This is a genomic window from Blastococcus jejuensis, assembly GCF_039534705.1.
Classification (GTDB): domain Bacteria; phylum Actinomycetota; class Actinomycetes; order Mycobacteriales; family Geodermatophilaceae; genus Blastococcus_B; species Blastococcus_B jejuensis.
The window spans coordinates 1-24731 of record NZ_BAAAVV010000006.1 but is presented as its reverse complement, the minus strand read 5'-3'; the positions used below and the strand labels follow the sequence as shown (position 1 = coordinate 24731).

16 protein-coding genes and 1 tRNA gene are annotated in these 24731 nt (G+C 71.9%); 3 read left to right on the top strand and 14 right to left on the bottom strand.

Going from position 1 to position 24731, the window contains the following annotated elements:
- Positions 1-15 precede the first annotated feature (15 nt).
- The 3 genes from ABD644_RS13425 to ABD644_RS13415 are packed head-to-tail and all read left to right on the top strand — an operon-like array spanning position 16 to position 3973.
- A complete protein-coding gene (locus ABD644_RS13425) occupies positions 16-1449 on the top strand; it encodes an O-antigen ligase family protein (protein ID WP_344689425.1) in 1434 nt (477 codons plus the stop codon).
- On the top strand, positions 1446-3020 hold the full coding sequence (locus ABD644_RS13420; RefSeq protein ID WP_344689424.1) for an oligosaccharide flippase family protein: 1575 nt from the start codon (positions 1446-1448) through the stop codon (positions 3018-3020). Before ABD644_RS13425 ends, ABD644_RS13420 begins: the two co-directional genes overlap by 4 nt.
- On the top strand, positions 3020-3973 hold the full coding sequence (locus ABD644_RS13415; protein WP_344689423.1) for a sulfotransferase family protein: 954 nt from the start codon (positions 3020-3022) through the stop codon (positions 3971-3973). Before ABD644_RS13420 ends, ABD644_RS13415 begins: the two co-directional genes overlap by 1 nt.
- 65 nt (positions 3974-4038) lie before the next feature.
- Here the strand turns inward: ABD644_RS13415 and ABD644_RS13410 are convergent, their stop codons facing one another.
- The 14 genes from ABD644_RS13410 to ABD644_RS13345 all read right to left on the bottom strand — a co-directional run bounded on the left by ABD644_RS13410 (position 4039) and on the right by ABD644_RS13345 (position 24551).
- Positions 4039-6978, bottom strand: a complete 2940-nt coding sequence (locus tag ABD644_RS13410) for a PKD domain-containing protein (RefSeq protein WP_344689422.1) — start codon at positions 6976-6978, stop codon at positions 4039-4041.
- A gap of 223 nt (positions 6979-7201) precedes the next feature.
- Complete coding sequence (locus tag ABD644_RS13405) at positions 7202-8458, bottom strand: glycosyltransferase (protein WP_344689421.1); 1257 nt, start codon at positions 8456-8458, stop codon at positions 7202-7204.
- Between the two features lie 132 nt (positions 8459-8590).
- Complete coding sequence (locus tag ABD644_RS13400) at positions 8591-13201, bottom strand: PKD domain-containing protein (protein ID WP_344689420.1); 4611 nt, start codon at positions 13199-13201, stop codon at positions 8591-8593.
- A 115-nt stretch (positions 13202-13316) separates the two neighbouring features.
- A complete protein-coding gene (locus ABD644_RS13395) occupies positions 13317-14348 on the bottom strand; it encodes a glycosyltransferase (RefSeq protein ID WP_344689419.1) in 1032 nt (343 codons plus the stop codon).
- Positions 14349-14351: 3 nt separating this feature from the next.
- Positions 14352-15302, bottom strand: a complete 951-nt coding sequence (locus ABD644_RS13390; protein ID WP_344689418.1) for a glycosyltransferase family 2 protein — start codon at positions 15300-15302, stop codon at positions 14352-14354.
- Positions 15302-16255 (bottom strand): sulfotransferase domain-containing protein, encoded by a 954-nt coding sequence (locus ABD644_RS13385; RefSeq protein ID WP_344689417.1) that lies wholly within the window; start codon positions 16253-16255, stop codon positions 15302-15304. Before ABD644_RS13385 ends, ABD644_RS13390 begins: the two co-directional genes overlap by 1 nt.
- Entirely contained in the window at positions 16252-17091 is an 840-nt protein-coding gene (locus ABD644_RS13380) for a sulfotransferase family protein (protein WP_344689416.1), read from the bottom strand. The genes ABD644_RS13385 and ABD644_RS13380 overlap by 4 nt, the downstream gene beginning before the upstream one ends.
- Positions 17092-17114: 23 nt before the next feature.
- Positions 17115-18317, bottom strand: coding sequence for a hypothetical protein (locus tag ABD644_RS13375; RefSeq protein ID WP_344689415.1), 1203 nt, complete (start codon positions 18315-18317; stop codon positions 17115-17117).
- 220 nt (positions 18318-18537) lie between these two features.
- Positions 18538-20052 (bottom strand): sugar transferase, encoded by a 1515-nt coding sequence (locus ABD644_RS13370; RefSeq protein ID WP_344689413.1) that lies wholly within the window; start codon positions 20050-20052, stop codon positions 18538-18540.
- Positions 20053-20233: 181 nt separating this feature from the next.
- Entirely contained in the window at positions 20234-20791 is a 558-nt protein-coding gene (gene pth, locus ABD644_RS13365; RefSeq protein WP_344689731.1) for an aminoacyl-tRNA hydrolase, read from the bottom strand.
- Positions 20792-20891: 100 nt separating this feature from the next.
- Positions 20892-21587, bottom strand: coding sequence for a 50S ribosomal protein L25/general stress protein Ctc (locus tag ABD644_RS13360; protein ID WP_344689411.1), 696 nt, complete (start codon positions 21585-21587; stop codon positions 20892-20894).
- 385 nt (positions 21588-21972) lie between these two features.
- The gene (locus ABD644_RS13355; protein ID WP_344689410.1) at positions 21973-22953 is read right to left on the bottom strand and encodes a ribose-phosphate diphosphokinase; all 981 of its coding nucleotides are present in this window, start codon (positions 22951-22953) and stop codon (positions 21973-21975) included.
- A gap of 14 nt (positions 22954-22967) precedes the next feature.
- Positions 22968-24443 (bottom strand): bifunctional UDP-N-acetylglucosamine diphosphorylase/glucosamine-1-phosphate N-acetyltransferase GlmU, encoded by a 1476-nt coding sequence (gene glmU / locus ABD644_RS13350; RefSeq protein ID WP_344689409.1) that lies wholly within the window; start codon positions 24441-24443, stop codon positions 22968-22970.
- A 35-nt stretch (positions 24444-24478) separates the two neighbouring features.
- Positions 24479-24551 (bottom strand) — tRNA-Gln (locus ABD644_RS13345).
- Positions 24552-24731: the final 180 nt, after the last annotated feature.

Below are 24731 nucleotides of genomic sequence, written 5' to 3'. Positions count from 1 at the left end.
ACGGGCACGGTCACCATGGCCGGGCCCCCACTCGGCACCGACCTCTCCGCACCTCGACGGGCCGCCAGCTCGTTCGCGCGGCCGGGATGGCCGCTGACCGCGCTGCTGGTGTTCTTCCCGCTGTGGTGGGTGCTCGGGCTGAGCGCGCTGATGCCCTTCCTGCTGGCCGTACCGATGGTGACGCACCTGCTGCGTCGACAGTCGGTTCTCGTGCCCCCGGGCTTCGGCCTGTGGGTCCTGTTCCTGCTCTGGGTGGTCGCCAGCACGGTCATGCTGGGGTACGACCCGCCCGGGACGCTGCCCGCCCCGGTGACGGGGCGCCTTGTCTCCGTAGCGTTCAACCTGGCCGGGTACCTGTCCGCGACGGTCGTGCTGCTGTACGCGGTCAACCTGACCGAGGAGGAGTTCCCCCGCCGGCGGCTGGTCCGGCAACTGGGCGCCTTCTTCGTGACCGTGGTGGCCGGTGGCCTGCTGGGTCTCCTTGCTCCGCGCTTCGAGTTCACCTCACCGGTCGAGATGCTCCTGCCCGAGCGGGTGGCGCGCGACGTCTTCGTCCAGAGCCTGGTCCACCCGGCGGCGTCCCAGGTGCAGGACGTGCTCGGGTTCACGACTCCTCGCCCCTCGGCACCGTTCGGCTTCACGAACATGTGGGGCTACGCCATCGCGCTGCTCGTGGGCTGGTTCGTCGTCGGTTATCTCCGCGGCAGCGTGGCCCGGAAGTTGGCGGGCACCGCGATCCTCGCCGCCTCCGCCTTCCCCATCGTCTACTCCCTGAACCGCGGCCTGTGGCTGGGACTGGCCATCGCCGCGGTGATCGCCGTCGTCCGGATGGCCGCGCGAGGCAACGTGGCCGCCGTCGGCGGGCTGGTGGTCGGCGTCCTGGCCGCCGGCGCCCTGGTGCTGGGCACACCGTTGACCGGCCTGGTGCAGGAGCGTCTGGACAACGGGCACAGCAACGACATCCGTACGTTCACCACCGCGCGCACCATCGACGCGGTCAGTCACTCGCCGGTGATCGGCCTCGGCTCCACCCGTGCCGCCATGGGCAGCGCGAACTCGATCGCGGTCGGCCAGGAGTCTGACTGCCCGCGCTGCGGCAACCCGACGTTGGGCAGCAATGGCCAGCTGTGGGCGATCCTCATCGCGCACGGGGTCGGCGGTGCCCTTCTGTTCGTCGGCTTCTTCCTGAAGTCCCTATGGGTGTACCGCCGCGACAGAACGCCGATCGGAGACGCCGGCCTGCTCGCCATCGTGCTGTCGCTCTATTTCATGTTCGTCTACAACGCGCTACCGATGCCGCTCATCATCGTGTTCCTCTCGATCGCCCTGCTCTGGCGGAACAAGCAGGCCCAGGAGGAGGCCGACTCCCGGCTCGAAGGCTCGTCGGCGGACGGCTCCGCGCGGAGCCTGCCCCCGGGTGCCCGGCTCCGCCCGGGGCCGGTTCGATGACTCGCGGGACCACCGAGGAACACACCCCCGAACTCCCGACCGCCGACATGCCCGGAATCGCGCGCGGCGGGCTGCTCAATCTGGCCGGGGCGGGTATCTCGGCTGCGACGGGCGTCCTGCTCACCGTCGTCGTCACCCGGGCGCTGTCCAAGGACGACGCCGGCATCTTCTTCACGCTGACCTCGCTGTTCCTGCTCGCCGAGACCCTGGCCTGTCTCGGCACGGGCACCGGCCTGGTGTACTTCACCGCTCGGCTGCGCTCCCTGGGGCGCCCGGAGCTCGTGCGGGGCTTCCAGCGGGTGGGGATGCTCCCCGTCCTGATGCTCTCCCTCGCCGTCGCCGCCGGGATGGCCCTCGCCGCGAGTGCGCTGGCCGGCGTGGTAGGCGACAGCTCCGCCGACGTCCGGACGGCGGTGCTCGTCATGGCCGTCCTGCTGCCGGTCGCCGCCCTTTCGGACACCGTCCTCGCCGCGACGCGCGGCCACGCGGCGATGCGGCCCACCGTGGTCCTCGACAAGGTCGGTCGTCCGCTGGTGCAGCTCGCCCTCGTGGCCATGGCGCTCGTCAGCGGCTCGGTGGCCGTGGTCGCCGGCGCCTGGGTCCTACCGTGGCTGGTGACGGCTGTGCTGGCCGGTCGCTGGCTGAGCCGGCTGCAGCGGCAGCTCCCCGCGTCGGCGCAATCCTCTCGGAGGACGTGGCGGGAGTTCTGGCTGTTCACGTGGCCGCGCGCCGTCAACAGCCTGGCCCAGATCGCCCTGCAACGGCTCGACATCGTGCTCATCACGGTGCTGATCGGCCCGGCGGAGGCGGCCGTCTACACGGCGGCGACCCGGTTCCTCGTCGTCGGCCAGCTGTCGAGCACCGCCGTGTCCAGTGCCGCGCAGCCCCGCCTGGCCGGCCTCCTCGCCGTCGACGACCGCGCCTCGGCCGGCGCGGTCTACCGGTCGGCGACGGCGTGGATCGTGCTCCTCACCTGGCCGGTGTACCTCCTGTGCGCCGTGTTCGCCGACGCCGTCCTGTCCCTCTTCGGCGCGGGTTACGACGCCGGACGCACGGTGGTCCTCGTGCTCGCCGGCGCCATGCTCGTCGCCACTGCCTGCGGCATGGTCGACATGCTGCTCAACATGGCGGGCCGGACCACCATGACACTGGTCAACTCCGTCGTCGCCGTGGCGGTGATGGTCGGGCTGGACCTGGTCCTCATCCCGTCACTGGGCATCCTCGGCGCGGCCATCGGGTGGGGGGCGGCGATCCTCGTCAACAACCTGCTGCCGTTGGCCCAGCTGATGTACCTGCTGCGTCTGCATCCGTTCGGCCGGTCGACCCTGACCGCCGCGGCGCTCGCCGCGACCTGCTTCGGCCTGCTGCCGGCGGCGACCCGCCTCCTGACGGGGGGCGACACGACGGCTTCCCTGACCGCGATCGCGCTCGGCGTCGCCGTCTACGCCGCTGCCTGCCTGCGCTGGCATGCCCGCCTCGGCCTGCCCACCCTGTCCAGCCTGCGCCCACGGGCGTCCCGACCCAGCCCAGCCGGCATCCCGGACCGGGTCACCACCGGAGGAAGACCCTGATGAGCACCGACACCCCGGTCACCCCGACGACCGCCCCACCTCCGCGACTGCGGCTCACGCCCTGGCGGCTGGCGGTGCTGACGGCGCGCGGCCTGGTCTCGGACCGCCGCGAGCGCCGCGAGGAGCTGGCCGGTCGCGCCCGCGATCGCCGGCGGTCACTCCGCGCGCTGGACCCCCGGCTGCGGGCGCCGGTGTTCGTGCTCGGCGCGCCCCGCTCCGGCACGACCTTCCTGGGTTCGTGCATCGGCACCCTGCCGGGCGTCTCCTATCACTTCGAGCCGCGGGTGACCAAGGCCGCGGCCCGCCAGGTGTTCGAGGGCACGTGGTCCGAGCAGCGGGCCGGGCGGCTGTTCCGTTCCGCCTACGGACTGCTGCAGGTCGCCGCCGGGGAGGGCGGCCGCCGATTCGTCGAGAAGAACCCGGAGAACTGCTTCATCGTGCCGTTCCTGGCGCGGACGTTCCCCGACGCCCGGTTCGTCCAGATCATCCGCGACGGTCGCGACGTCGCGGTGTCGCACGCCGAGAAGCCGTGGCTCTCGGCCCGATCCGTCGGGGACACCCGTCGCGGCCGCGGCGGCCAGGCGTGGGGCCCCTGGGCCCGGTGGTGGGTCGAGCGCGACCGCGCCGAGGAGTTCACGACCGCGTCGGACCTCACCCGGACGGCATGGAGCTGGCGGCGCTTCACCGAAGCGGCGATGGCCGGGCTGGCCGAGCTGCCCGCTGATCGCGTCCTCACGGTCCGCTACGAGGACGTCGTGCAGGACCCGGTGAGGGCGGCCGAGGAGATCGGCGCCTTCTTCGGGCACGCCACGCCGCCGGACGAACTGCGCGCGGCACTGCTGCAAGCCAAGCCGAACTCGGTCGGGCGGTGGCGCACCACCCTGGACGCCGACGGCCTGGCCGACGTCGAGCGGGAGTCGGGCGCGCTGCTCCGGCAGCTCGGTTACGCCTGAGTCGTCCCGGACGCACCCGAGTGCCCTGACCGTCGGTCAGGGCACTCGGCGTGGGCCGGATGCTCTCAGGCGGCGGGCCTCAGGAGGACGGTGATCATGGTCGCCCGCGTGCTGGTCGCCGACGTCGTGGCCGTCCGGCCGCCCACCGGGCCACCACTCGACGGCCCGAGGTCGGCCAGCAGGGTCGCGATCTCGCCACCGGTGGCTCCGGCGTCCTGCATGTCCCGGACGGAGAACCCGCTCGGTGCCGTCCACGTGCGCGCATTGGCCGACTTGTCCGACCAGACGCCCAGCTCCCAGTCGCCGGGCGACGCGGTGAGCCCGGTCGGCGTGGTGTGGTTGGTGCCGGTGACCTGGTCGGCGGCACCGACGATCCCGACGACCGGCCCGGTCGCCGCCGTCCCCCGGTAGGCCAGGATCTGCAGCGAGGACTTCGCGACGCCCCCGGTCAACGGCACGGTCACCGTCGACCCGGCGTCGGTGTCCGTCGCCACCCGCTCGAAGACACGGGTGGTCATGGCCACGCTCGTCCCGGACATCGCCGTCTGCGAGATCTCCTGCGTCCACCCGGCGGGCGCGCCGGTGACCGCGGAGTTCGTCGACAGCACGAGCACGAGCCCGTCGCCGGCCTGGACGGCCGCGGGAACGGTCACCGAGAGGCTGCTGACGGACCCGGCCGGCGAGGTCCCGGCGGCCCCCACGAAGGCGATGCTCTGGCCCACCGGGACGGTCGACACAGTGACGGGCGCCGACGTCGTCGCGGTGCCGCCCCTGCCGTCGCTGACGGTCACGGTGACGGTGTAGTTGCCGTCCGCGCCGTAGGTGTGCACCTGCGTCGCGGCATCGGTGCCGGTGTTGCCGTCGCCGAAGTTCCAGCTGTAGCTGAGCGGATCCCCGTCGGGGTCGGACGAGCCTGAGGCGTCGAAGGTGCATGTGGCGCCGGCGCACGTCGGCGGCGCGAGTGACGCGGTGGGCGGCTGGTTGACCGGCTGGCCGGGCGTCGGACCGAGGAAGAGCGCGCGGGCCGACCAGTTCAGCGTGCTGACGACCTGGAAGACGGTGCCGGGGACGCCGTTGTTCCAGGTCGTCCGCGTCAACTGGTTGGCCGAGTTGACCACGTACAGGTCGTTGCCGGACAGGAACATCCCCTTGGCGCCGGCGTAGGCGGAATTGGTCGCCACCGTCGCGGAGTCGGCCTGGATGATGCCGCTGTCGACCGAGAAGCCACGCGCGGTCAGGGCGGTCTGGCCCGATCGCGTGTAGTAGACCCGGCCGTTCCAGTAGAACATCCCGGTCACGGTGGACAGGTGGCTGCCGTAGAAGTTCGGGAGCATGCCCGCGTAGGTCGACCCCTCCGGGTTGGAGCCGGTGATGACGTTGCTCCACGCCGGGTCGAGGTAGGGCGTGGTGATCGTGGTCGCGGGCCCGAACGTCGTCCCGTCGAACGTGCGGCGCACAAGCGCGTAGTTGCTGCTCGACGTGCCGTAGCCGTAGAACAGCTCGCCGCCGACCATGAACCCGCCCCGCGCCCGGCTCCACTCGACGCCGCCGCCGTTCACGGTGGCCTCGTTGCTCGGGGTGGTTCCGTCGTAGGCGCGCCGCAGAACGGTGTTGCTGGAGTCGCGGCCCGCCATGAACACAGTGCCCGGCAGCGAGAAGGTCGTCTGGCTCGCCACCGACGCACCGCCCGCGAGCGGGAAGTGAGCCAGCCGCATGCGCCGGTACTGGCGGTCGCCGATCCAGTCGGTGTCCATGCCGACATAGAGACCGGTGGCGGTGGCGGTGAGCGCCTCCGCGCCGACGCCGCGAGGGTTGCGGCCGGGGTTCCAGGACAGCGGCACCCCGTTGAGCGGGTCGAGCGCGGCGATGCCCGGCCGGGGGACCGCTCCGGGGCCGGCGCGGTCACCCGCGAGCGGGTTGTTGCCCCAGCGCTGGTGCCCGCCCACGTAGACGGCGGCACCGGTGACCGCGACGGAGAAGAGCGTGTCGCCACCGGTGTCGGAGATCCACCGGGGCTGCACCGCCTGCCCCTGGTCCACGACCTCCCACCGGGCGGCCGTGTCGCAGAGGGTCCCGGTGAAGTGGGCACCGGTCGTCACGATGACGAAGTAGGAGCCGTCGGGCGAGAACTCGACGTCACGCACGTAGGAGTCGTAGGCGCGCGACGCACACGCCGGCTCGTACCGCGTCGTCCGCCAGTTCGGGTCGACAACGGTGCCGGTCGACTGGAGGAGGACGACCATCGCCTGGTCCCGGATCAGCGTGCCCTCGGCCCGCTTGAAGTTGCCGATCGCCACGAGACGGTCGTTGGCGACGTCGATCTTCGAGACGCCGACCGCCCCTCGGGCCCCGGTGCTGCCCTGGGTCCAGTTGTGGTTCACCGACACGTCGACGCTCATGTAGGGGTCCAGGGCGCCCGTCGTCGGGTTCAGCGTCGCGAGCCCGCCGTGCGGCACGGTGGCGGCGGTGGTGAACACGCCCGCCACGTACAGCCGGCCGCCGGCGAAGACGAGGTCGTTGACCGCCCCGTTGAGGGTCGCCGGACGGAAGCTGGTCAGGTCGCCGTTGCTCACGTTCAGCTGCGCGACGTTGCGGATGTTCGTGCCGTTGACGTTGCTGAAGGTGCCGCCGACGAACACCGTGCCGTTGGGGCCGGGCGCGACGGCTTTGACAACGCCGTTGATGACCGGATCGAAGGCTGGGTCGACCGCACCCGTCGCCGTGGCGAATGCGAACAGCGACCTCCGGGTGAAGACGGCGGTCCCGTTCGGTGCGACGTTCTGCACGCGGTAGAAGTCGCCCCCGACCACCATCCGGTTGCCGACCTCGTCGAGGTCGTACACCCGCTGGATGCCGGTGCTCTCCTTGAGGATGTTCGGTGTGGTGCCGGGCACAGCCGAGACGATCCCGGCGTGCTGGACGCCCTGGGCCTGCGCGGGAAGCGCACCGGCGAGCAGCACCAGCACGAGCAGAGGCCCGACGACCGCCGCCCAGGCGCTCCGCACAGCTCGACGCATTCTCGTCCCTTCACTCCCCGTGTCGGTCCGAAGGAACGCGTGCCTTCCAACCCGGACGCACAGCATCCGAGAGCCACTGCGGCAAGTCGACGGATCGCCCCCTCATCAGCCGCCAGGGGGTGCGACACGCCGAGAGGCCGCACGCGTCGTCACCGACGTGTCACGCAGTGCCTCGTCTCGACGGGCGCGGCGGACGACCGTGCTGGGCAGCTCAGCGCGTCGTACGCCTCGATGCGGGGCTGACCTCGGCGTAGATCGTGAGCAACTGGTCGACCAGGCAGTCCCACTCGAAGTGCGCCGCCACCCGTGCGCGCGCGGCCCTGCCCGCCCGGACGCGGAGTTCGGGGTCCTCGGCCAGGCGCACCATGGCGGCAGCCATGTCGTCGAGGAACCGGCCCCGCGAGGAGACGTCGATGCGCACGCCGGTGCCCTCGGCGATGTACTCGGCGGGGCCGCCCCAGTCGGCGACGATCGAGGGCAGCCCCGTGGCCATCGCCTCGAGCACGACCGTGCCCCCGGGCTCGCGCAGGCTCGGGTACAGGAAGACGTCGGACCGGCGGAGCCGCTCGGACACCTCCGGCTTGGTCAGCCAGCCGCGGAACTCCACGACATCGGCGATGCCCAGCTCCGCCGCCTGCGCCTCCAGCGCGGTCCGCTCGGGGCCGTCCCCGATGATCTCGAGCCGGATCTCGGGCCGCTGTCGCCACGCGCGCCCGAAGGCGTGCAGGGCCAGGTCGGCCGACTTGTAGGGGACCAGACGCCCGAGGAAGACGAACCGCACCGGCCCGGTGTGCAGCGGGTCCTGCTCCTTCTCCGGCCAGTCCTCGAGGACCACTGCGCTCTCGGGCATCGGCCGGCTGACGCGCCGTGCCGCGGCGGGGAGCAGGGCACGCGTGCGCTCGTTGGCGACGAGCACCGCGGCCGCCTCCAGCTTGCCCCGCAGTACCTGGTGCCCCAGGCCCCCGAGCGGCCGCCGCATCCCCTGCGTGATGCGGGCCAGGCCGGAGTCGCGGTCCCGGAAGGCGGCCGGCATGACCATGCCGCCGTTGAGGGGGCCGATGACCACCGGTGCACCGAGCTTCCGGAACGGCGAGGGGACGCTCGGCGCGATGCCGATGGGCTGGTGGACGACGTCGATACCGAGCTCGCGGACCAGCCGGCGCACGACGGGGACCATCGCCAGCTGCCGCTCGAGCTGCGTCACGGCCCAGGCGACGGCGCGGGGACCGTCGGGCAGCTTCTCGCCGCGGGTGAAGACCGGAGTCATGCCCGGGAGGCTCGAGGTGAGGATCAGGCGGTCCGGCTCGGCGGCGAACTCCGCGAGCAGTTCCTCGCGGTCGCTGTCGTGGGCGACCAGCCAGGTCTCGACACCGCGCCGCCGCAACCGCTTGTACAGCCGCAAGGGGATCGCCGCCTCGCCACCCAGGCGCTCGGACGTGTAGTGCGAGGTGATGAGGACCCGTGGCACCCGGGGAATCTAACCGCTGCGTGGGCTCGGGAGGCCGTCTCGCAGGTTGCCCTCCTCCTTCCGGAGGGGGCCGAGATGCCGGACGCCCCCTCCGCGCGGGGGCGGAGGGGGCGTCCGGGGCGGAGCGAGCCGTCAGGCGCTGGGCGCGATGACGACGGCCACCATCGTCGTCCGGCCCGTGGTGACCCCGTCGGCCGTGGACGTCGGACCCTCGACCGTTCCGGTGACGACCGCGGTCGACTCCGCGACGAGCGTCGTCATGTACCCCGTACCGCTGCCGGCCGAGAAGTTCCGGCTGACCATCCCGTCGGGAACGGTGAGATCCGTCGTCGCCGACGACTTCACGTTCCAGAACCACAGCACGATGCTGTCCGGGCGGGTGACGACCACATCGGGCATCTCGTGCGCGCCGGCCGAGTTGGGGTCGGTCTTGGTCGCGGCGACCGCCGGGTCGATCGGCGCCGCGCCGGAGTAGGCCAGCAGCGTGACGTCGGCCTTCTGGTTCGCGCCGAAGACGACCCGGACGTCGGAGCCGGCGTCACCCGTGACCGCCATCCGCTGGAAGACCGTCGTCAGGACCCCGGTGGGGTTGACGGTGGCGACGGTGCTCCAGCCCGCCGGCGGCGTCTGGGACGACGCACCCGCCCCGGCCACGTTGAGGATCAGCAGGTCCCCGGCCTCGACGCTGTCCGGCACGGTCACCGTGGCGGAGGTGCCGAGGACGCTCGTCCCCGACACACCCCGGAAGGCGATCGCTCCGGCGACCGGAGCCGCCGGGCTGACCGTGATCTCCCGGGTCGCGCTCGCACCCTCGTTGTCGGTGACGGTCAGCGTGGTGACGTAGTCCCCGGCGGCGGCGTAGGTGTGGGACGCGGTGATCCCGGTGCCGCCGGCTCCGTCACCGAAGTCCCACGCGTAGCTCGCGACGGAGCCGTCCCCGTCGACCGAGCCCGTCGCGTCGAAGGAGCAGGTCAGCGCCTCGCAGGACGCGGCCGCCTCCGCCGTCGGCGGCTCGTTGGGGGTCGGGTCACCGCCGCCACCCGTGCCGCTCGGGGGGATGACCAGCGCGACCATGGTCGTGCGTCCGGTCGTCACCCCGTTCGCCACCGAGGTGGGCCCGGGCACGTTCCCCGAGACCGGGCCGGCGGATTCCGCTGCCAGGCTGGTCATGCGACCGGTGCCGCTGCCGGGCGAGAAGTTGCGGCTGACCGTCCCCGCAGGCACCGACAGATCGGTCGTGGCCGACGACTTCACGTTCCAGAACCACAGCGCCAGGCTGCCCGGACGGTCGGCGGTCACCGCCGGCTGCACGTGGCTGCCCGCCGAGAAGGCGTCGGTCGCGGTCGCCGCACCCGATGGGTCGATCGCGGCCGCACCGGAGTACGCCAGCAGCGACACGTCGGCCTTCTGGCTGGCGCCGAACACGACGCGGACCGGGTCCCCGGCGTCCCCGGCGACGGCCGCCCGCTGCCAGACCGTGGTCAGGACACCGGTCGGGGCCACCCGCGTGACCTCGGTCCAGCCGGCCGGCGGCGTGTGCGCCGAGCCACCGGCACCCGCGACGCTCAGGATCAGGAGATCCCCGGCCTCGACGGAGTCGGGCACCGACACCGTCGCGCTCGACCCCAGGATGTTCGTCCCGGATACGCCCCGGAAGCCGATCCCGCCGGCGGCCGGCTCGGTCGGGCTGACGCTGATGTCGCGCGAGGTCGTCGCACCCTCGTCGTCCGTGACGGTCAGCGTGGCCGTGTAGTCCCCGGCCGTGGCGTACGCGTGCTCGGCGGTGAGGCCGCTGCCGCTGGCGCCGTCGCCGAAGCTCCACGCGTACGAGGCGACCGAGCCATCGCTGTCACGCGACCCCGTCGCGTCGAAGGTGCAGGTCAACCCGTCGCAGGAGACCGCGGCCTCGGCGACCGGCGGCTGGTTCGCGACCACCTCCACGGTCACCGACTCGGTCACCATGCCGGTGCCACCGCGGTTGTCCGTGACGGTCAGCGTGACGGGGTACGTGCCCGCCGCCGGGAACGAATACGTCTCGGTCAGCCCGGCGCCGGTGTCCCCGTCGCCGAAGTCCCACGCGTACTGCGTGATCGTGCCGTCGGGATCCGAGGAACCAGAGGCACTGAACGTGCAGTCCAGGCCGGTGCACGCCGACGTCATCACCGCGGTCGGCAGCTGGTTCACGCCCGGCCCGTCAGGTCCGAGGAACGTGGACCGGGCTCGCCAGTCGACGCCGTCCGTCGTCGGGCCCGAGACCGTGGTGACGGTGGCGCCGGCCGTGCCGGGAGCCGCCATCGTGCCCGGGATCCAGTCCCGACGGAGGAGGTCACCGGTGGAGGCCTGGACGTAGTACAGCGACCCGCCGCTGACGAAGGCTCCGTCGACCGCGCCCAGTGCCACCCCGGGCACCTGCGAGATCGTGTGGCCGACGATGCCGCTCTCCGGCGAGAACGGGGCGTAGTACAGCCCGGACTGGAACGACGACATGAAGTACAGCCGCCCGTCGCTGTAGAACATCGCGTCCAGGTAGGGCAGGTACGAGTAGAGCGACGGCAGTGCTCCGCGGAACGTCGAGTTCGAACCGGTGTCGACGTCGCTCCACTTCGGGTCGTTGTACGGGTCGACCGCCGCCTCGGGGCCGAACGTGGTGCCGTCGAACGTCCGGGCGTAGAGCATCCCGTTGGTCTTGCCGTAGTAGAGCTTCTGCCCGATGAAGACCGGCGCCCGCACGAGTGCCCAGTCGAGGTCGGAGGCGATCGCCGACGCCGGCTCGACGGTGCTGCCGTCGTAGTCCCGGGCGATGAGCGGCGCGTCCGTCGTGCCCTCGGCGGCCTTGACCGTGTCCACGATCTCGATGCCGTTCACGAGCGGGTTCTCCACGACGTGCCCGAACGAGATGTCGACCGAGCCGTCGCTGACCAACGTCGCGTGGCGCATGGTCCCGACCCGGTCCCCGGCAGCGGCGACGATGTCGAAGTCCTCCAGCATCGCCTGGTCGTCGATGGCGACGTCGAACATCCGCTGACCTGCCGCGCTGGTGCAGCTGCACTGGTTGGCGAAGTACAGGCGGACGGTCACCTGGGTGCCGGCCGGGACCGGGAACGACCACCGCATCTCAGCGCCGTCGCCCGCAGTCCCGGGGTCCCACCGCTCGGTGCTGAAGATCGTCGCCGGCGTGCCCGGGGGCACCGTGCTGTCGCTGGAGATCCCGCCCCAGCTCGCGGCGTTGCTCCCACCGTTGCGGTAGGGCGAGCTGCTGCTCGTGTCCGAAGCCCATGCCGGCCCGCTGTCGGTCGGCGGCAACGCGGACCCACCGGCGTTGACCCGGAACAGGACCGGCGAGGCCTGCTCGCTGCCGGTCGGTGCGCCGGAGTAGACGGTGCCCGGGAGCTGCGGGGTGGAGGTGTCCGCGACCGGCGCGCCGCCGGCCAGCGGGAAGTAGGCGATCTTCATCCGCCGCCACTGGAAGTTGCCGACGTAGTCCGTGTCGCTTCCTACGTAGAGCCCGTTCTGGTTGGCCAGCATGGCGTAGGCGCCGCCGCCACGGGGGTTGCGTCCGGGGTTCCAGCTCAGCGGGATGCCGGTCTGCGGGTCGAGGGCGCCCAGCCCCGGCCGGGGCACGGCGCCGCCGCGTGCCGCGTCGTTGCCCAGGCGGTTGTTCATCCAGCGCTGGTGGCCGCCGACGTAGACGGTCGAGCCGGTGACCGCCACCGACAGGTAGGAGTCACCGCCGGACCAGTCCACCCAGGTCGGCTTGACGTCGTCGCCACTGCCGTTGGTCTCGTAGCGCGCCGCGGTGTCGCAGAGCGTCGTGTTGCCGCCGCCCGTGGTGACGACCACGAAGTAGGAGCCGTCGGGGCTGAACTGCACGTCGCGGACGTAGGTGTCGTAGGCCCACGCGTAGCAGCGCGCCTCGTAGCCGCGGGTGCGCCAGTCCGACCGAACGGTCGCCTGGGCGCCGGTCAGGTCGAACATCGCGATCTGGTCGTTGGGGAGGGCGTCGACGGTCTTGAAGTTGCCGATGACGACCATCCGGCTGCCGTCGGGGGTGATGTCGAGCTTGAAGACGCCCACCGCCGCCTTCGCGTCGGAGCTGCCTTCGGTCCAGTTGTGGTTGGTCAGGACCCGCGACTGCATGAAGTCGTCGACGACCCCGGTGGTCGCGTTGACCGAGGCGAGGCCGCCGCGCGCCTGGCCGGCGAACGTAGTGAACGTCCCGCCGACGAACAGCCGGTTGCCGGAACGCTCGAGGGAGGTCACGACGCCGTTCATGACGATGGTCGCGAAGCCGGGCACGCGCTGGCCGGTGGCCACGTCGAGCAGCACCAGGCCCTTGGCCCGGACGCCGTCGACGTTGTTGAAGTACCCGCCGACGTAGACGGTGCCGGCCGTCGGGCCCGGGAGGACCGCGCGCACCTGGCCGTCGATGTTGGGCGCGAACGCCGTGCGGACCTGGCCCGTCGTCGCGTCGAACGCGACGACGTACCGCCCACGGTTCACGTCGGTCACGCGCGTCTGGCTGCCCGGGTTCGCCGCGCCCGTGAAGTCTCCGCCGAGCACGATCGTGTTGCCGACCTGCGCGATCGAGAAGACCGTGCCGTCCAGCACGTTCGGCGTCGTGGACGCCACGGCCGCGTTCACGGTGTTCGGCTGCGCGGTTCCCGCAGCCGAGGCGTTGCCCGGGAGGGCGAGGATGAAGCAGAAGGCCGCGGTGAGCGCGGCGAGAGTCCGACGAACGAACACAGGGAACTCCTCCGGTACCGACCCGACTCCCCCGTTTGGGCAGGTCCGCGGTCACTCTGCGCTATCGGTCCCGATCAGTCCATACTCCGAACGGGTGCTACCCAGCACCGAACGGTCACGCGGCGTCGTCGAATTCGAGACCTGCGGGGCTAGGTGGCCGGGACGCTAACCCCGGATCGGCGGTCAGGTACATGGGTCCGGCCACGGTGCGGGCAACTCTTCCGGCGGACGCGCCCAGCAACATCTCCGCGGTCAGCTCGTCCGGCGTGCTCTGGACCGCCAGCCCACGCCGCGCCAGCTCGCCGGCGATCAGCATCTGGTGGTCGTCGGTGTGCTCCCCGTAGGCGGCCTGCCGCGGCATCAGCAGGGGGGTGCGACCGGCATCCATCGTGCAGAGGGCAGAACCGACTCCCGCGTGCCCGACCACCAGGTCGGCAGCCTCGATGGCCGCCTTCAGCACGGCGGGGGACACGCTCGGCGTGGCGTCGATGCCCAGGCCGGTGGTGTCGGTCCCGCCGGTCTGCCAGAGGATCTCCACGTCGGGGGCGCAGATGGCGGGCAGCTCCCGGAGCAGCGCCTCGAGCGACCGCCGGAAGGAGAAACCGGCCTGGGTCCCCAGCGTGACGACGACCCTCCGCAGCCCCTCCGACGGGAGTGCTGCCGTCGGGACATCCGGTCTGTACCCGTCGAAAACAGACCCGGCGAATCGCCACCGATTGTCTGCCCAAGCCGGGTACTGGGTGTGCAGCTGCACGCCGGGCACGCGGCTGGCAAGCCGCCCGGTCAGGCTGGGGCCCACGCTTCGCGCGGCGCTCTCGATGTAGTGGCACTCGGCACCACGCAGCCGCCCGGCCACGAAGAACGGCAGCGCCAGCGCCGCCCCGGTGGAGACCACGCGGTCGACCCCCGAGTGCCGCACGACCCTGCGCGCCTGACTCAGGCTGGCAAGCGCACCGACCCAGTCCTTGGGTGGCACGACCGGCATCCAACTCACCGACTCACCGGCGAGGAGTTCCCGCGACTGCTCGGTGTCGGCGGTAGCCCAGTGGGTCTGTCCCGCGACCGGTTGGAGGCGGGGGCGCAGCCGGATCAACTCGTCGAGGTGACCACCTGTGGAAGCGACGAAGAGCGTGCGCGGGCCGTCCATGCGTCAGACTCCGCGGCCGTACCGGTGGAGAACGCCGAGCACGGTGCCCGGGGAGACCCCGGCCGCGACGGCGAGGGCGAAGAATGCCCGAGGCTCGCGCCAGTTGCGGCGCAGTGCTGCGAACGCGCGGCGCACCGCCGCGCGCCGTCGACGCATCGCCGCCTCGGCGAAGGCCATCTGCCCGAGCACGCGACCGGCTCCGACGGGGTCGTCGAGGATGTCGGGATGCTGGTCGAGCATCCACTCGTGGGACGTGAGCTTGAGGTCCCAGCGCTGCGTGAAGAACGAGTTGTTGCCCCACAGGACCTGCACCAGCGGCCGGTCCACATGGGCGATCGGCGCCCGCCGGGCGGTGCGGATGAGGATGTCCCAGTCCTCTGACATGCCGCCCGGGATCTCCTCGTCGATCAGACCGATGCCCTCGATCAGCGACGCCCTGCGGAACAGCAGTGTCGAGGAGTGCAGCATCGCCATGCGCGAGCGCAGCAGGTGGCGCAGCTCGACACGCTCGGTGCCGGCCAAACGGACGCTGTCCCGCCCGGAGTAGCGGACCACGATGCTGGTTGCAGCAAGCTCAGCTTCGGGATTGGCATGCAGGGCCGCGACCTGCGCCTCGAGCTTGCCGGGCAGCCACACGTCGTCGTCGTCGCAGAAGGCGACCAGCTCCGAATGGGCGAGCAGGATTCCGGTGTTGCGCGAGCCCGGCAGACCGGGAGTGCGGGTGTTGCGCACCACCCTCAATGCCAGCTCGGGGAACTCGATCTCCAGCGAGGGGTCGGGCTCAGCCCGGTCGAACACCACGATCGTCTCCAGGGCACCCCCGTAGCCCTGCTCCGCGATGGAACGCAGTGTCTCGCGGACGAGCAGCGGCCGGTCGTGGGTTGGCACCACGACCGTCACCGACGGCGGCGACGTCGACGGCGACGTCAGCGGATGCGTCTGCGGGTGGGCCATCATGCGCTCCGGAACGGCGAGTAGCCGAAGACGGCCGACACCGGTGCGGTCAGCACTGCGACACGTCGACGGTCCGCCGCAGCGAACTTGGTGCGCCAGGCGTCGTCGCGCCGAATGTGCACCTCGCCGGTAGTGAACCTCAGGGGGTTGCCGGCGACCTGGTGCGACGTACTCAACCGCACGGAGTCCCGGTCCAGGAAGTCCATCGCGTCCGAACCCAGGTCGAGCCCGACGAAGGCGGCGACCTCCCGCAGGGCCGCATCCGGGTCCCGCGCGAAATCCTCGTAGCGCAGCGTCCGGGTGGGCGTGCCGGCGAAGCGCGGGAGTGCGAGCAGAGTGTTGTGAACGCTCCAGAGCAGCGCCATGCGTCCCGGGCTGATCCGGTACATGAAGTCCTCGCCGCCGACGACCTCGGGCCGGCGCACCACCTTGGTCCAGGAGTACGCCACCGCCCGGCTGTCCCGGATGAGGTGCAGCAGCCGCAGGTCGAGGTCGTCTCGGCGACGGAGGCAGAAGAACAGGGGGGTGTACTTGCTGGAGTCGACGATCAGCTCGGCACCGGAAACGTCCCGCGCGGCCTCGTACACCATCTGGAAGTAGTCGGTGTACTCCTCGACATCCCGCCGGAACGATCGCCCGAACGTGCCGAACAGGAGGGCCGGTGTGCGGCGGACGTCGTCCACCCGTGCCCGCAGTTCGAAGTGCCGGGCGACCGCGACGTTCTCCCACCCACCGAAGGCGCGCTCCCCCACCGCCTGCCAGAACGGACAGCCGCTGAAGGGCTCACCACAGCCGCAGCGCTCGTCGTCCCGGAGGGCGCGGTCCCACATGTGCACGACCTCGCCCAGCGAGCAGACCCCCGGCAACTCACCGATCATCCGCTCCAGCAGTGTCGACCCGCTGCGGCCGATGCCACCGAGGTACAGCACCGGGAGCCGCTCCGTCGCACTCATCGGCGCCAGCTCGGCGTGCGTCCGAGCCAGGCACCCAGTCGCTCGTCGGCGTCCTCGAAGCGTCGGCTCAGGTGGCGGCGGACGTCGTCGGCCATGCCCGATCGCGGCCGGGCATTGTGCTGGTCGAACGAATCCGGTTGCCAAGGCTCCAAGCCGAGGAAGTCACAGACGCGCTCGAAGACCGGCGGGGGGTCGACGAACAGGTCGCCGCTGTCGATCGCGAGCAGGCGGTCCCGGCCGATCTCCTTCTCGAGCCGTTCCAACTGGTCGACGTACATGCCGCGTCCGACGTAGGCGTGGTGCTGGTGGTCGTGGCTCACGTAGGAGGGGTCGGCGATCAGCCGCTCCTCCTCCCCCTCCAGCCGGGATTCCTCGAGCTCGAGCGCCCGTTCGAACGTCTCGGTCTCGAACCCGCGCGCCGACTCATGCGTGAATGCCGAGTAGGCGCGCTCGACCGGGTCGCGGAGGAGGACGATCATGCGGGCGTCGGGCAGGTCGTCGGCGATCCGGCGTCCGGACATCGGATGGAACATGTAGTACGGGCTCGACTCCCCCGTGATGACGCGCAGCCCGGCCGGTCCGCCTGCGCGCCGCGCAGCGAGATCGGTCGGGAAATGACCCCGGTACCAGTCGAGGCCACGGGTGTAATTCGTGTCGAAGTAGTGCACACCCTTGTGCAGCACGGCCGGCAACACCTGCGGGTGTTCGGTCAGTGTCTTGTACATGGACGTGGTGCCGCAGCGCTGCGCACCGCTGATGAGGAACGTCGGCAGCATGCGACGATCCGCCGTCCAGCGGCCGATGGTCCGGCTGGCCGCGCGCGCGGTGCGCTGCACGGAGTCAGGCACACGGATCCTGCTCATGAGGTCATCTCTCCTCGAGGGGCCGGCAAGTCACGCACGGCTCGGGTCAGGACGGGGAGTAGCCAGCGACCGACGTCGCCCACCGATGCGCCGGCGGCGGCCTGGTCATCGGCCAGGTATCGGCTGGCCAGTTCGACGAGATAGGCCACGCCGGTCAGCGTCGCCTGGCCCGGGGTCAGACCGAGCGGTGACAGCCGGGAGGCCACGGTCGCAAGGAGCGCCGCCGGGCGGGCGGGGCTGCAGTCGGTGGCGAGCACGGACTGCAGGTCGTGGTGAAGCAGGTCGAATCCGATCGGTACCCCGGTGTCGAAGCGCTCCCAGTCCCACAAGAGCACCGAGCCGTCCAGAGACGCGCAGTTCCACGGCGTCCAGTCGCCGTGCCAGCAGCCGACAGGGAGCGCTTCTCGGCTCGCGTTCAGCCGCTCGACGGCCTCGGCGAGCATCGCCGCCTCCGGAGTGCGTGCCATGCGGGCCAGGCGCCCCCGGATGTGTTCGGCGTGTTGCGAGCCGGCCCACGGTGTCATCGCCGTCCCCTGAACGGAGGCAATCTCCCCCACGGCTCGCACGAGCAGCGCGTCGCTGACGGCACCGGACCGGTCGACGGGCAGCGCCTCCTGGACCAGGATCGCCATATCCCGCCACGTCCCGTGGTGCAACAAGCGAGGTACGCGCACCAGGTCGCTGGCCTTTCCCGCGACCCCGGTCAGAGCTGATGCCTCCACGGCCAGAAGGTCCGCAGTCAGCGGGGTCAACCCCACCTTGGCGAAGGCCAGCGGTCGCCCGCCCTCGTCCAGGACGGCCAGGACGGGCTTGCGGTTGGCGCGTGGCGGTCCGGCACGGAGGGCAACGTGCACAGGCTCATCCAGCACTCGAGCCAACTCGTCGAGGACGCTCTCACTGTCGCCCCCGACCGTGACGCGGTCGCGGAACAGCAGCCCGCCCACACCGAGCGCGAACAAGGCGCCGGTGCCCCGCATGCGCCACCGCGCGGTCCGCGAAGCGTGGCCGCCGTACGCCCGGACGGCCCCCGCGGCGAGGGCTCCCCCGGCGGGCAGCAGAAGACGTGGGGCGCCGGCGGTCGGCACGGCGACGAAGGTCGTCGCCTCGCGAACGGTCTGGCCTCGGTGGATCCTCGCCGAGGGCCCCGACGGCCACAGGGCGTCGACGACATCGAGGAGGTAAGGCCGGCGGGCGGTCACGACCCGCTCCAGGGCATGCGGCACCGTTCTCGGTCCCGCCCCGCCGTGGCGCCCACGCGTCTCCCCTGTTCTCGCCCGTCCGCCGGTCGCAGCAGAAGGGCTGGGGCCGACGGTCGAGAAGTCGCTGGCGAGGCTATCCGCGGGGGCGGCGCTATCGGCCATGATCGTTCGCCCCTCTCCCCTGTATTGGGGACCGACGCTCCAGACCTGGCGCCTGCGCTCAGTACGCCCCACGACTGCGCAGCACGGCCGACGCCGTCTTCCACAGGATGAGCAGGTCCAGGGCCAGCGACCAGTTCTCCACGTAGCGCAGGTCGAGGCGGACCGACTCCTCCCACGAGAGGTCGCTGCGTCCGGAGATCTGCCACAGGCCCGTCAGGCCGGGCTTGACCAGCAGCCGGCGCCGGGTCGAGGTGTCGTACCGCTCGACCTCCTGCGGCAGCGGCGGCCGGGGACCCACCAGAGACATGGATCCGCCGAGCACGTTGAGCAGCTGCGGGAGCTCGTCGAGGGAGGACCGGCGCAGCCACCGCCCCACGGGCGTCACGCGGGGGTCGCTGCGCATCTTGAAGAGCAGCCCCGCCCCCTCGTTGTGCGTCAGCAGTTCCTGGAGCTTGGCGTCGGCGCCGTCGACCATGCTGCGGAACTTGTACATGGTGTAGCGCTTGCCGTAGGCGCCGACCCGCTCCTGGCGGTAGAGCACCGGGCCCGGCCCGGAGAGGCGCACCGCGACCGCGATCGCGAGCAGGACGGGGGCGATGAGGACCAGTGCCAGCGCCGCACCGCAGCGGTCGAGCGCGCCCTTGAGCACGCGCTTCCAGCCGGAGAACACCGGCTCCTCGATCGCGAGCAGCGGGAGGCCGACGAACGGTCGGATGTGCAGCCGGGGGCCGGCGATCTCGATCAGGCCCGGGGAGACCAGCAGCTCGATGCCGCTGCCCTCGAGCTGCCAGGACAGCTTGCGGAGGTAGATGGCGGCCGTCTCGCTCGCGGAAGTGACGGCGACGGCGTCGGCGTCGTGCCGCTGGACGACGGCGACGACGTCGTCCAGATCGCCCGCGATCGGCACCCCGAGCGACTCGACCCGGGCGGCGCCGGGCGCGGTCACGCAGGCCGCGACGACCTCCATGCCGGCGTACCGGTCGACGTGGATCCGGCGCACGAGGTCGGCCACGGCCGCGTCCCGTCCCACGGCCACGACACGCTTGATGCAGCGCCCGCGGCGGCGGGCCGCCTGCAGCCACTTCCTGGCGAAGAAGCGCGCGAAGAGCGTGACCAGCGTCATGGCCGGGAGCGTGAAGACGACGAAGGACCGGGCGATGTCGAGCTGGAAGCCGTAGGAGACGACGCTCACCGCGGCCAGCAGGAGGATGCCCCCGCGACCGACCCGGCGGAACTCCTCGCTGCCGGTGCCGAAGAACTTCGGCGCGTACGCGCCCCGGAAACCCAGGGCCACCGGCCACACGAACGGGAGCGCGACGGAGAGCCACGCGTAGGGCGAGGTCACGGTCAGCTCGGCCGGCCGCATCAGCATCATGGCGAGGCCGGCGACGAGGCCGATGGCGACGTCGAGCGTGATGAGGACGGCGCGATAGCGCCGGGTCCAGCGGGCCTGCCGGCGGCGGCCGACGACGGCGCGGCTCGGAAGCTCCTCGACCGGTGCGACGGCGTCGGCCAGGCGGCCGGGCGCCGGTGGCCGCAGTTCCGCGTGACCCGCGCCAGCATCGACGAGCATGGACCCCCCAGATCCGCAGTCAACTACTGACCGTAATCGGCGGGCTACGCCGTTGCTCTCCTACCAGGGAGTTCACCACCACGGGCTGCCCGAGACCGCATCACCCTCACACTGCGTGAACGAGTCGTCAACGGGAACGTGCGCAGTTCACCCGTCTGGAGTGACGGTGGGGGCATGCCTGCTAGCTGCGCGGATGCACCTCGTTCTGCGCCCCTTCGAGACCGCGGGCGAGCAGCGACTCGGCCGCGTCGGCCGCCTCGACGACGAGCAGGTCGAGTTCTTTGCGCTCGGTGGCCGAGAAGTCCTTGAGGACGAAGTCGGCCGGGTCCTGCCGGCCGGGGGGGCGCCCGATCCCGACGCGCACCCGCAGGTAGTCGCGGGTTCCGGTCGAGCGGCTGACCGAGCGCAGGCCGTTGTGCCCACCTTCGCCACCGCCCCGCTTGAGGCGCACCGTGGCGAAGGGGAGGTCCAGCTCGTCGTGGATGACGACGAGGTCCTCGACGGGCAGGTGGTGGTAGTCGAGCAGCCCGCGCACGGGCCCCCCGGACTCGTTCATGTAGGTCGTGGGCCGGGCCAGGACGACCCGCCGTCCGGCCAGCCGGCCCTCGCCGGAGACCGCGCGAGCCCGCGCCCCCTTGCCCGGCGAGAGCCGGATCCCGGCGCGCCGGGCGAGCTCCTCGAGCACCATCACGCCGACGTTGTGCCGGTTGCCGGCGTAGCCGGGGCCGGGGTTGCCCAGACCGACGATCAGGAAGGGCCCTTCGGACGGCGCCGACGCCGCGGGGGCGCCGGCCGTGCCGGCGCCCCCGCGGGTCGTGCTGTCGGTCAGTGGATCCTGCTCAGGACTCGTCGGAGGACTCGGCCTCCGCCGGGGCGGACTCCTCGCCCTCGCCGGCGGCCTCGGTGGTCTCCTCGGCCTCCGTGCCCGCCTCTTCCTTCTCGATGCCGGCCTCGGCCTCGGCCTCGGCGAGCTCGGCCTCGAGCGCCTCGGCGGTCGGGGCCGCCATCAGGTTCACGACCAGCGCGCTCTCGTCGGTGAGCAGGGTGGCACCGCGGGGCAGCGTCAGCTCGGCCGCGGTGAAGCCTTCGCCGGCGCCGCGGCCGGTCACGTCGACCTCGATGAACTCGGGGATGCTCGTGGCAGCCACCTGCACCGAGACGGTGTTCAGCTCGATGCTGATCAGGGTCTCCGGCGCGGTGTCGCCGATGACGTGGACCGGCACGTCGACGGTGACCTTCTCGCCGCGGCGGACGATGACCAGGTCGACGTGCTCGTGGGTGCGCTTGATGGGGTCGCGCTGGACGGCCTTGGTCAGCGCGAGCTGGTCCTTGCCGTCGAGGACGATCGTCAGCAGGGCGTTGCTGCCGCCGTTGCGCAGCGCCGCGGCGAACTCGCGGGCCGGCAGGGACAGGTGGACGACGTCCTGGCCGTGCCCGTAGAGGACGGCGGGGACGCGGCCGGCGCGGCGGGTGCGGCGAGCGCTGCCCTTGCCGAACTCGGTGCGGGGCTCGGCGTCGAGGCGGTAGTCGGCCACGGTGATGTGCTCCTCAAGAGGTGGATCGGTCTGCGGGCCGGCGCACGATCGCAGCACACCTCGAGAGGCACGCACGTCGATCACGGAGCAGAAACGAACCGCTCCCTCGCCGGGCTGACCAAGACGATACGCGAAGGGCGGCAGAAGCCGCGCAGCGGTGCTCCGGAGCGGGGGCCCGCAGGGTCCCCCGAGGGAGCACGGGACGAAAGACGGGGACGCTGCAACAAGACGCGCCCCTGCGAGGGCCGACTTCCCGAGCGGGGGCCGAAGGCTCCCCGAGGGAAGCGGCGGAAGGGCTCCGCGCAGCCGGGGGACGGCAATTGGCCGCGGTGTCGTCCGGAGGACGACAGAGTCGTGGCCGCGGTGCGATCCGGAGGATCGCAGATTACGAAGCTCCGCCGAACAGCGACGTCACGCTGCCGTCTTCGAAGACCTCCTTGATCGCGCGGGCCAGCAGCGGCGCGATCGAGAGGACGGTGAGCTTGTCGAACTGCCGCTCGGCCGGGATCGGCAGCGTGTTGGTGACGATGACCTCGCTGACCCGGCTGTTCTTCAGCCGGTCGATCGCCGGGCCGGAGAGCACCCCGTGGGTGGCCGTCACGATGACGTCTGCGGCACCGGCCGCGAACAGTGTTTCGGCGGCCTTCACGATCGTGCCGCCGGTGTCGATCATGTCGTCGACCAGGATGCAGACGCGCCCCTCGACCTCACCGACGACACGGTTGGCCTTGACCTCGTTCGGCCGCAGCGGATCCCGCGTCTTGTGGATGAACGCCAGCGGGGTGCCGCCGAGCTTGTCCGTCCAGCGCTCGGCCACGCGGACCCGGCCGGCGTCCGGCGACACCACGGTCAGGTCGCGGTCGCTCCACCGGGCACGCACGTGGTCGACCAGCAGGTCGAGGGCGAAGAGGTGGTCGACCGGGCCGTCGAAGAAACCCTGGATCTGCGCGGTGTGCAGGTCGACGGCCATCAGGCGGTCGGCGCCGGCGGTCTTGAACATGTCGGCGACCAGCCGGGCGGAAATGGGCTCGCGGCCGCGGTGCTTCTTGTCCTGCCGGGCGTAGGGGAAGAACGGGGCGACGACGGTGATCCGCTTGGCCGAGGCGCGCTTGAGCGCGTCGACCATGATCAGCTGCTCCATGAGCCAGGTGTTGATCGGCGCGGTGTGGCTCTGCACGACGAACGCGTCGCAGCCGCGGACCGACTCCTCGAAGCGCACGAACAGCTCGCCGTTGGCGAACTCGTAGGCCGCCGTCGGAGTCGGGGTGACGCCGAGGTGGCCGGCGATCTCCTCGGCCAGCTCCGGGAAGGCCCGGCCGGAGAAGAGCATCAGGCTCTTGCTGTTCGTCTGCCGGATCGCGCTCATCGGCTCAGCTGTCCCTACTGGTCGTGGTCAGTACCCGGGGCCGCGTTCCGCTCCTCGGCCGCCGCCGCAGCCTCGGCAGCGGGCGTACCCGGGCGACGGCGCCGCACCCAGCCTGCCACATTCCGCTGGGGTGCCCGCGAGACACCCATCGCACCCGGAGGCACGTCGGAAGTGATCACGGAACCGGCCGCGGTGTAGGCACCGTCGCCGACGGTGACCGGCGCCACGAGCATGGTGTCGGAGCCGATGCGGACGTGGTCGCCGACCGTGGTGTGGTGCTTGGCGACGCCGTCGTAGTTCACGAACACGGTGGCGGCGCCGACGTTGCTGTGGGCCCCGATGGTCGCGTCGCCCACGTAGGACAGGTGCGGCACCTTCGAGTCCTCCCCCACCTCGACGTTCTTCGTCTCGACGAAGGCGCCCACCTTGGCGGCGCGGCCCAGCCGGGTGCCCGGGCGCAGGAAGCCGAACGGGCCGACCGTCGCGTCGGGACCGATCACCGCCAGGTGGCAGTGCGAGCGGACGACAGAGGCGCCCTCCCCCACCTCGGTGTCGAGGAGGGTGGTGTCGGGCCCGACGACCGCCCGGGCTGCCACGGTGCTCGCACCCTGGATCTGCGTCCCCGGCTGGAGGACGGCGTCGGGCGCCACCTCGGCGGTGACGTCGACCCAGGTGGTCCGCGGGTCGACCACGGTGACCCCGGACCGCATCAGCTCGTCGAGGACGCGGTCGTTGAGCATGCGGCGCCGATCGGCGAGCTCGCGCTGGTCGTTGCAGCCGAGGACGTCGTCGGGGTCCTCGGCACGATGCCCGCCCACGGGAGCGCCCTCGGCAGCCAGCAGGCCGAGGACGTCGGTGACGTACTGCTCGCCCTGGTCGTTGTCGGCACCGATCCGGGTGAGGGCCCGCCGGAGGGTGGCGGCGTCACCGACGTAGACGCCGGCGTTGATCTCGCGGATCGCCCGCTGCTCGTCGGTGGCGTCGCGCTCCTCGACGATGGCCAGCACGGCCCCGCCGCCGTCCCGGACGATGCGCCCCAGACCCGTCGGGTCGCCGACCTCGGCGGTCAGGACGGTCAGGGCGTTGCCGGCCTCGCGGTGGGTGCGCACCAGGCCGGCGATCGTCTCCCGCCGCAGCAGCGGCGCGTCCCCGTTGACCAGCAGCACGGGCCCGTCGACGTCGGGCACCGCGGCCAGGGCGACGGCGGCGGCGTGGCCGGAGCCGTTCTGCTCCTCCTGGACGACGGGCAGCGCGTCCGGGGCGATCGCCGCGAGGTGCTCCCGGACGGCGTCCCGCCCGGCCCCGACGACGACGACGGTGACCGCGGCCCGCAGCGGCTCGGCGGCGGCGAGGACGTGACCGAGCATCGTGCGGCCACCCAGCGGGTGCAGCACCTTCGGCGTCGCCGAGCGCATCCGCGTGCCCTGCCCGGCGGCGAGGACGACGACGGCGGCGACCGTCGGCTCGGTGGGCGTCTCCTGCGGGCTCACGGATCTCCTCGGACGACGGGAACTGGTCGGATCTGCTGGGGGACTCGGACTCGAACCGAGACTGCACGGCTCCAAAGGCCGGCGGGCTGCCGATTACCCCATCCCCCACCCGCGGTCCGGAGGCACCGAACCGCGGGGGCGCCGGTGCGGCACCCGTCGGCGAGCCTAGACATCCCACGGCGCTAAGTGGTCAAGCGGCGGCCGAGAGCGGGCTGTGTTCGTGGGCGGGCCAGGCGGTGCGCTCGTCGTAGACGGTGTGGTGGCGCAGGCAGCCATGGAGGATGCCCA

What these genes read in the sequence shown, in the direction of transcription:
- ABD644_RS13385 (WP_344689417.1), bottom strand. Translation starts at nt 16,255, where the DNA reads ATGAGTGCGACGGAGCGGCTCCCGGTGCTGTACCTCGGTGGCATCGGC.
- ABD644_RS13390 (WP_344689418.1), bottom strand. Translation starts at nt 15,302, where the DNA reads ATGGCCCACCCGCAGACGCATCCGCTGACGTCGCCGTCGACGTCGCCG.
- ABD644_RS13420 (WP_344689424.1), top strand. Translation starts at nt 1,446, where the DNA reads ATGACTCGCGGGACCACCGAGGAACACACCCCCGAACTCCCGACCGCC.
- ABD644_RS13395 (WP_344689419.1), bottom strand. Translation starts at nt 14,348, where the DNA reads ATGGACGGCCCGCGCACGCTCTTCGTCGCTTCCACAGGTGGTCACCTC.
- ABD644_RS13425 (WP_344689425.1), top strand. Translation starts at nt 16, where the DNA reads ATGGCCGGGCCCCCACTCGGCACCGACCTCTCCGCACCTCGACGGGCC.
- ABD644_RS13415 (WP_344689423.1), top strand. Translation starts at nt 3,020, where the DNA reads ATGAGCACCGACACCCCGGTCACCCCGACGACCGCCCCACCTCCGCGA.
- ABD644_RS13370 (WP_344689413.1), bottom strand. Translation starts at nt 20,052, where the DNA reads ATGCTCGTCGATGCTGGCGCGGGTCACGCGGAACTGCGGCCACCGGCG.
- ABD644_RS13355 (WP_344689410.1), bottom strand. Translation starts at nt 22,953, where the DNA reads ATGAGCGCGATCCGGCAGACGAACAGCAAGAGCCTGATGCTCTTCTCC.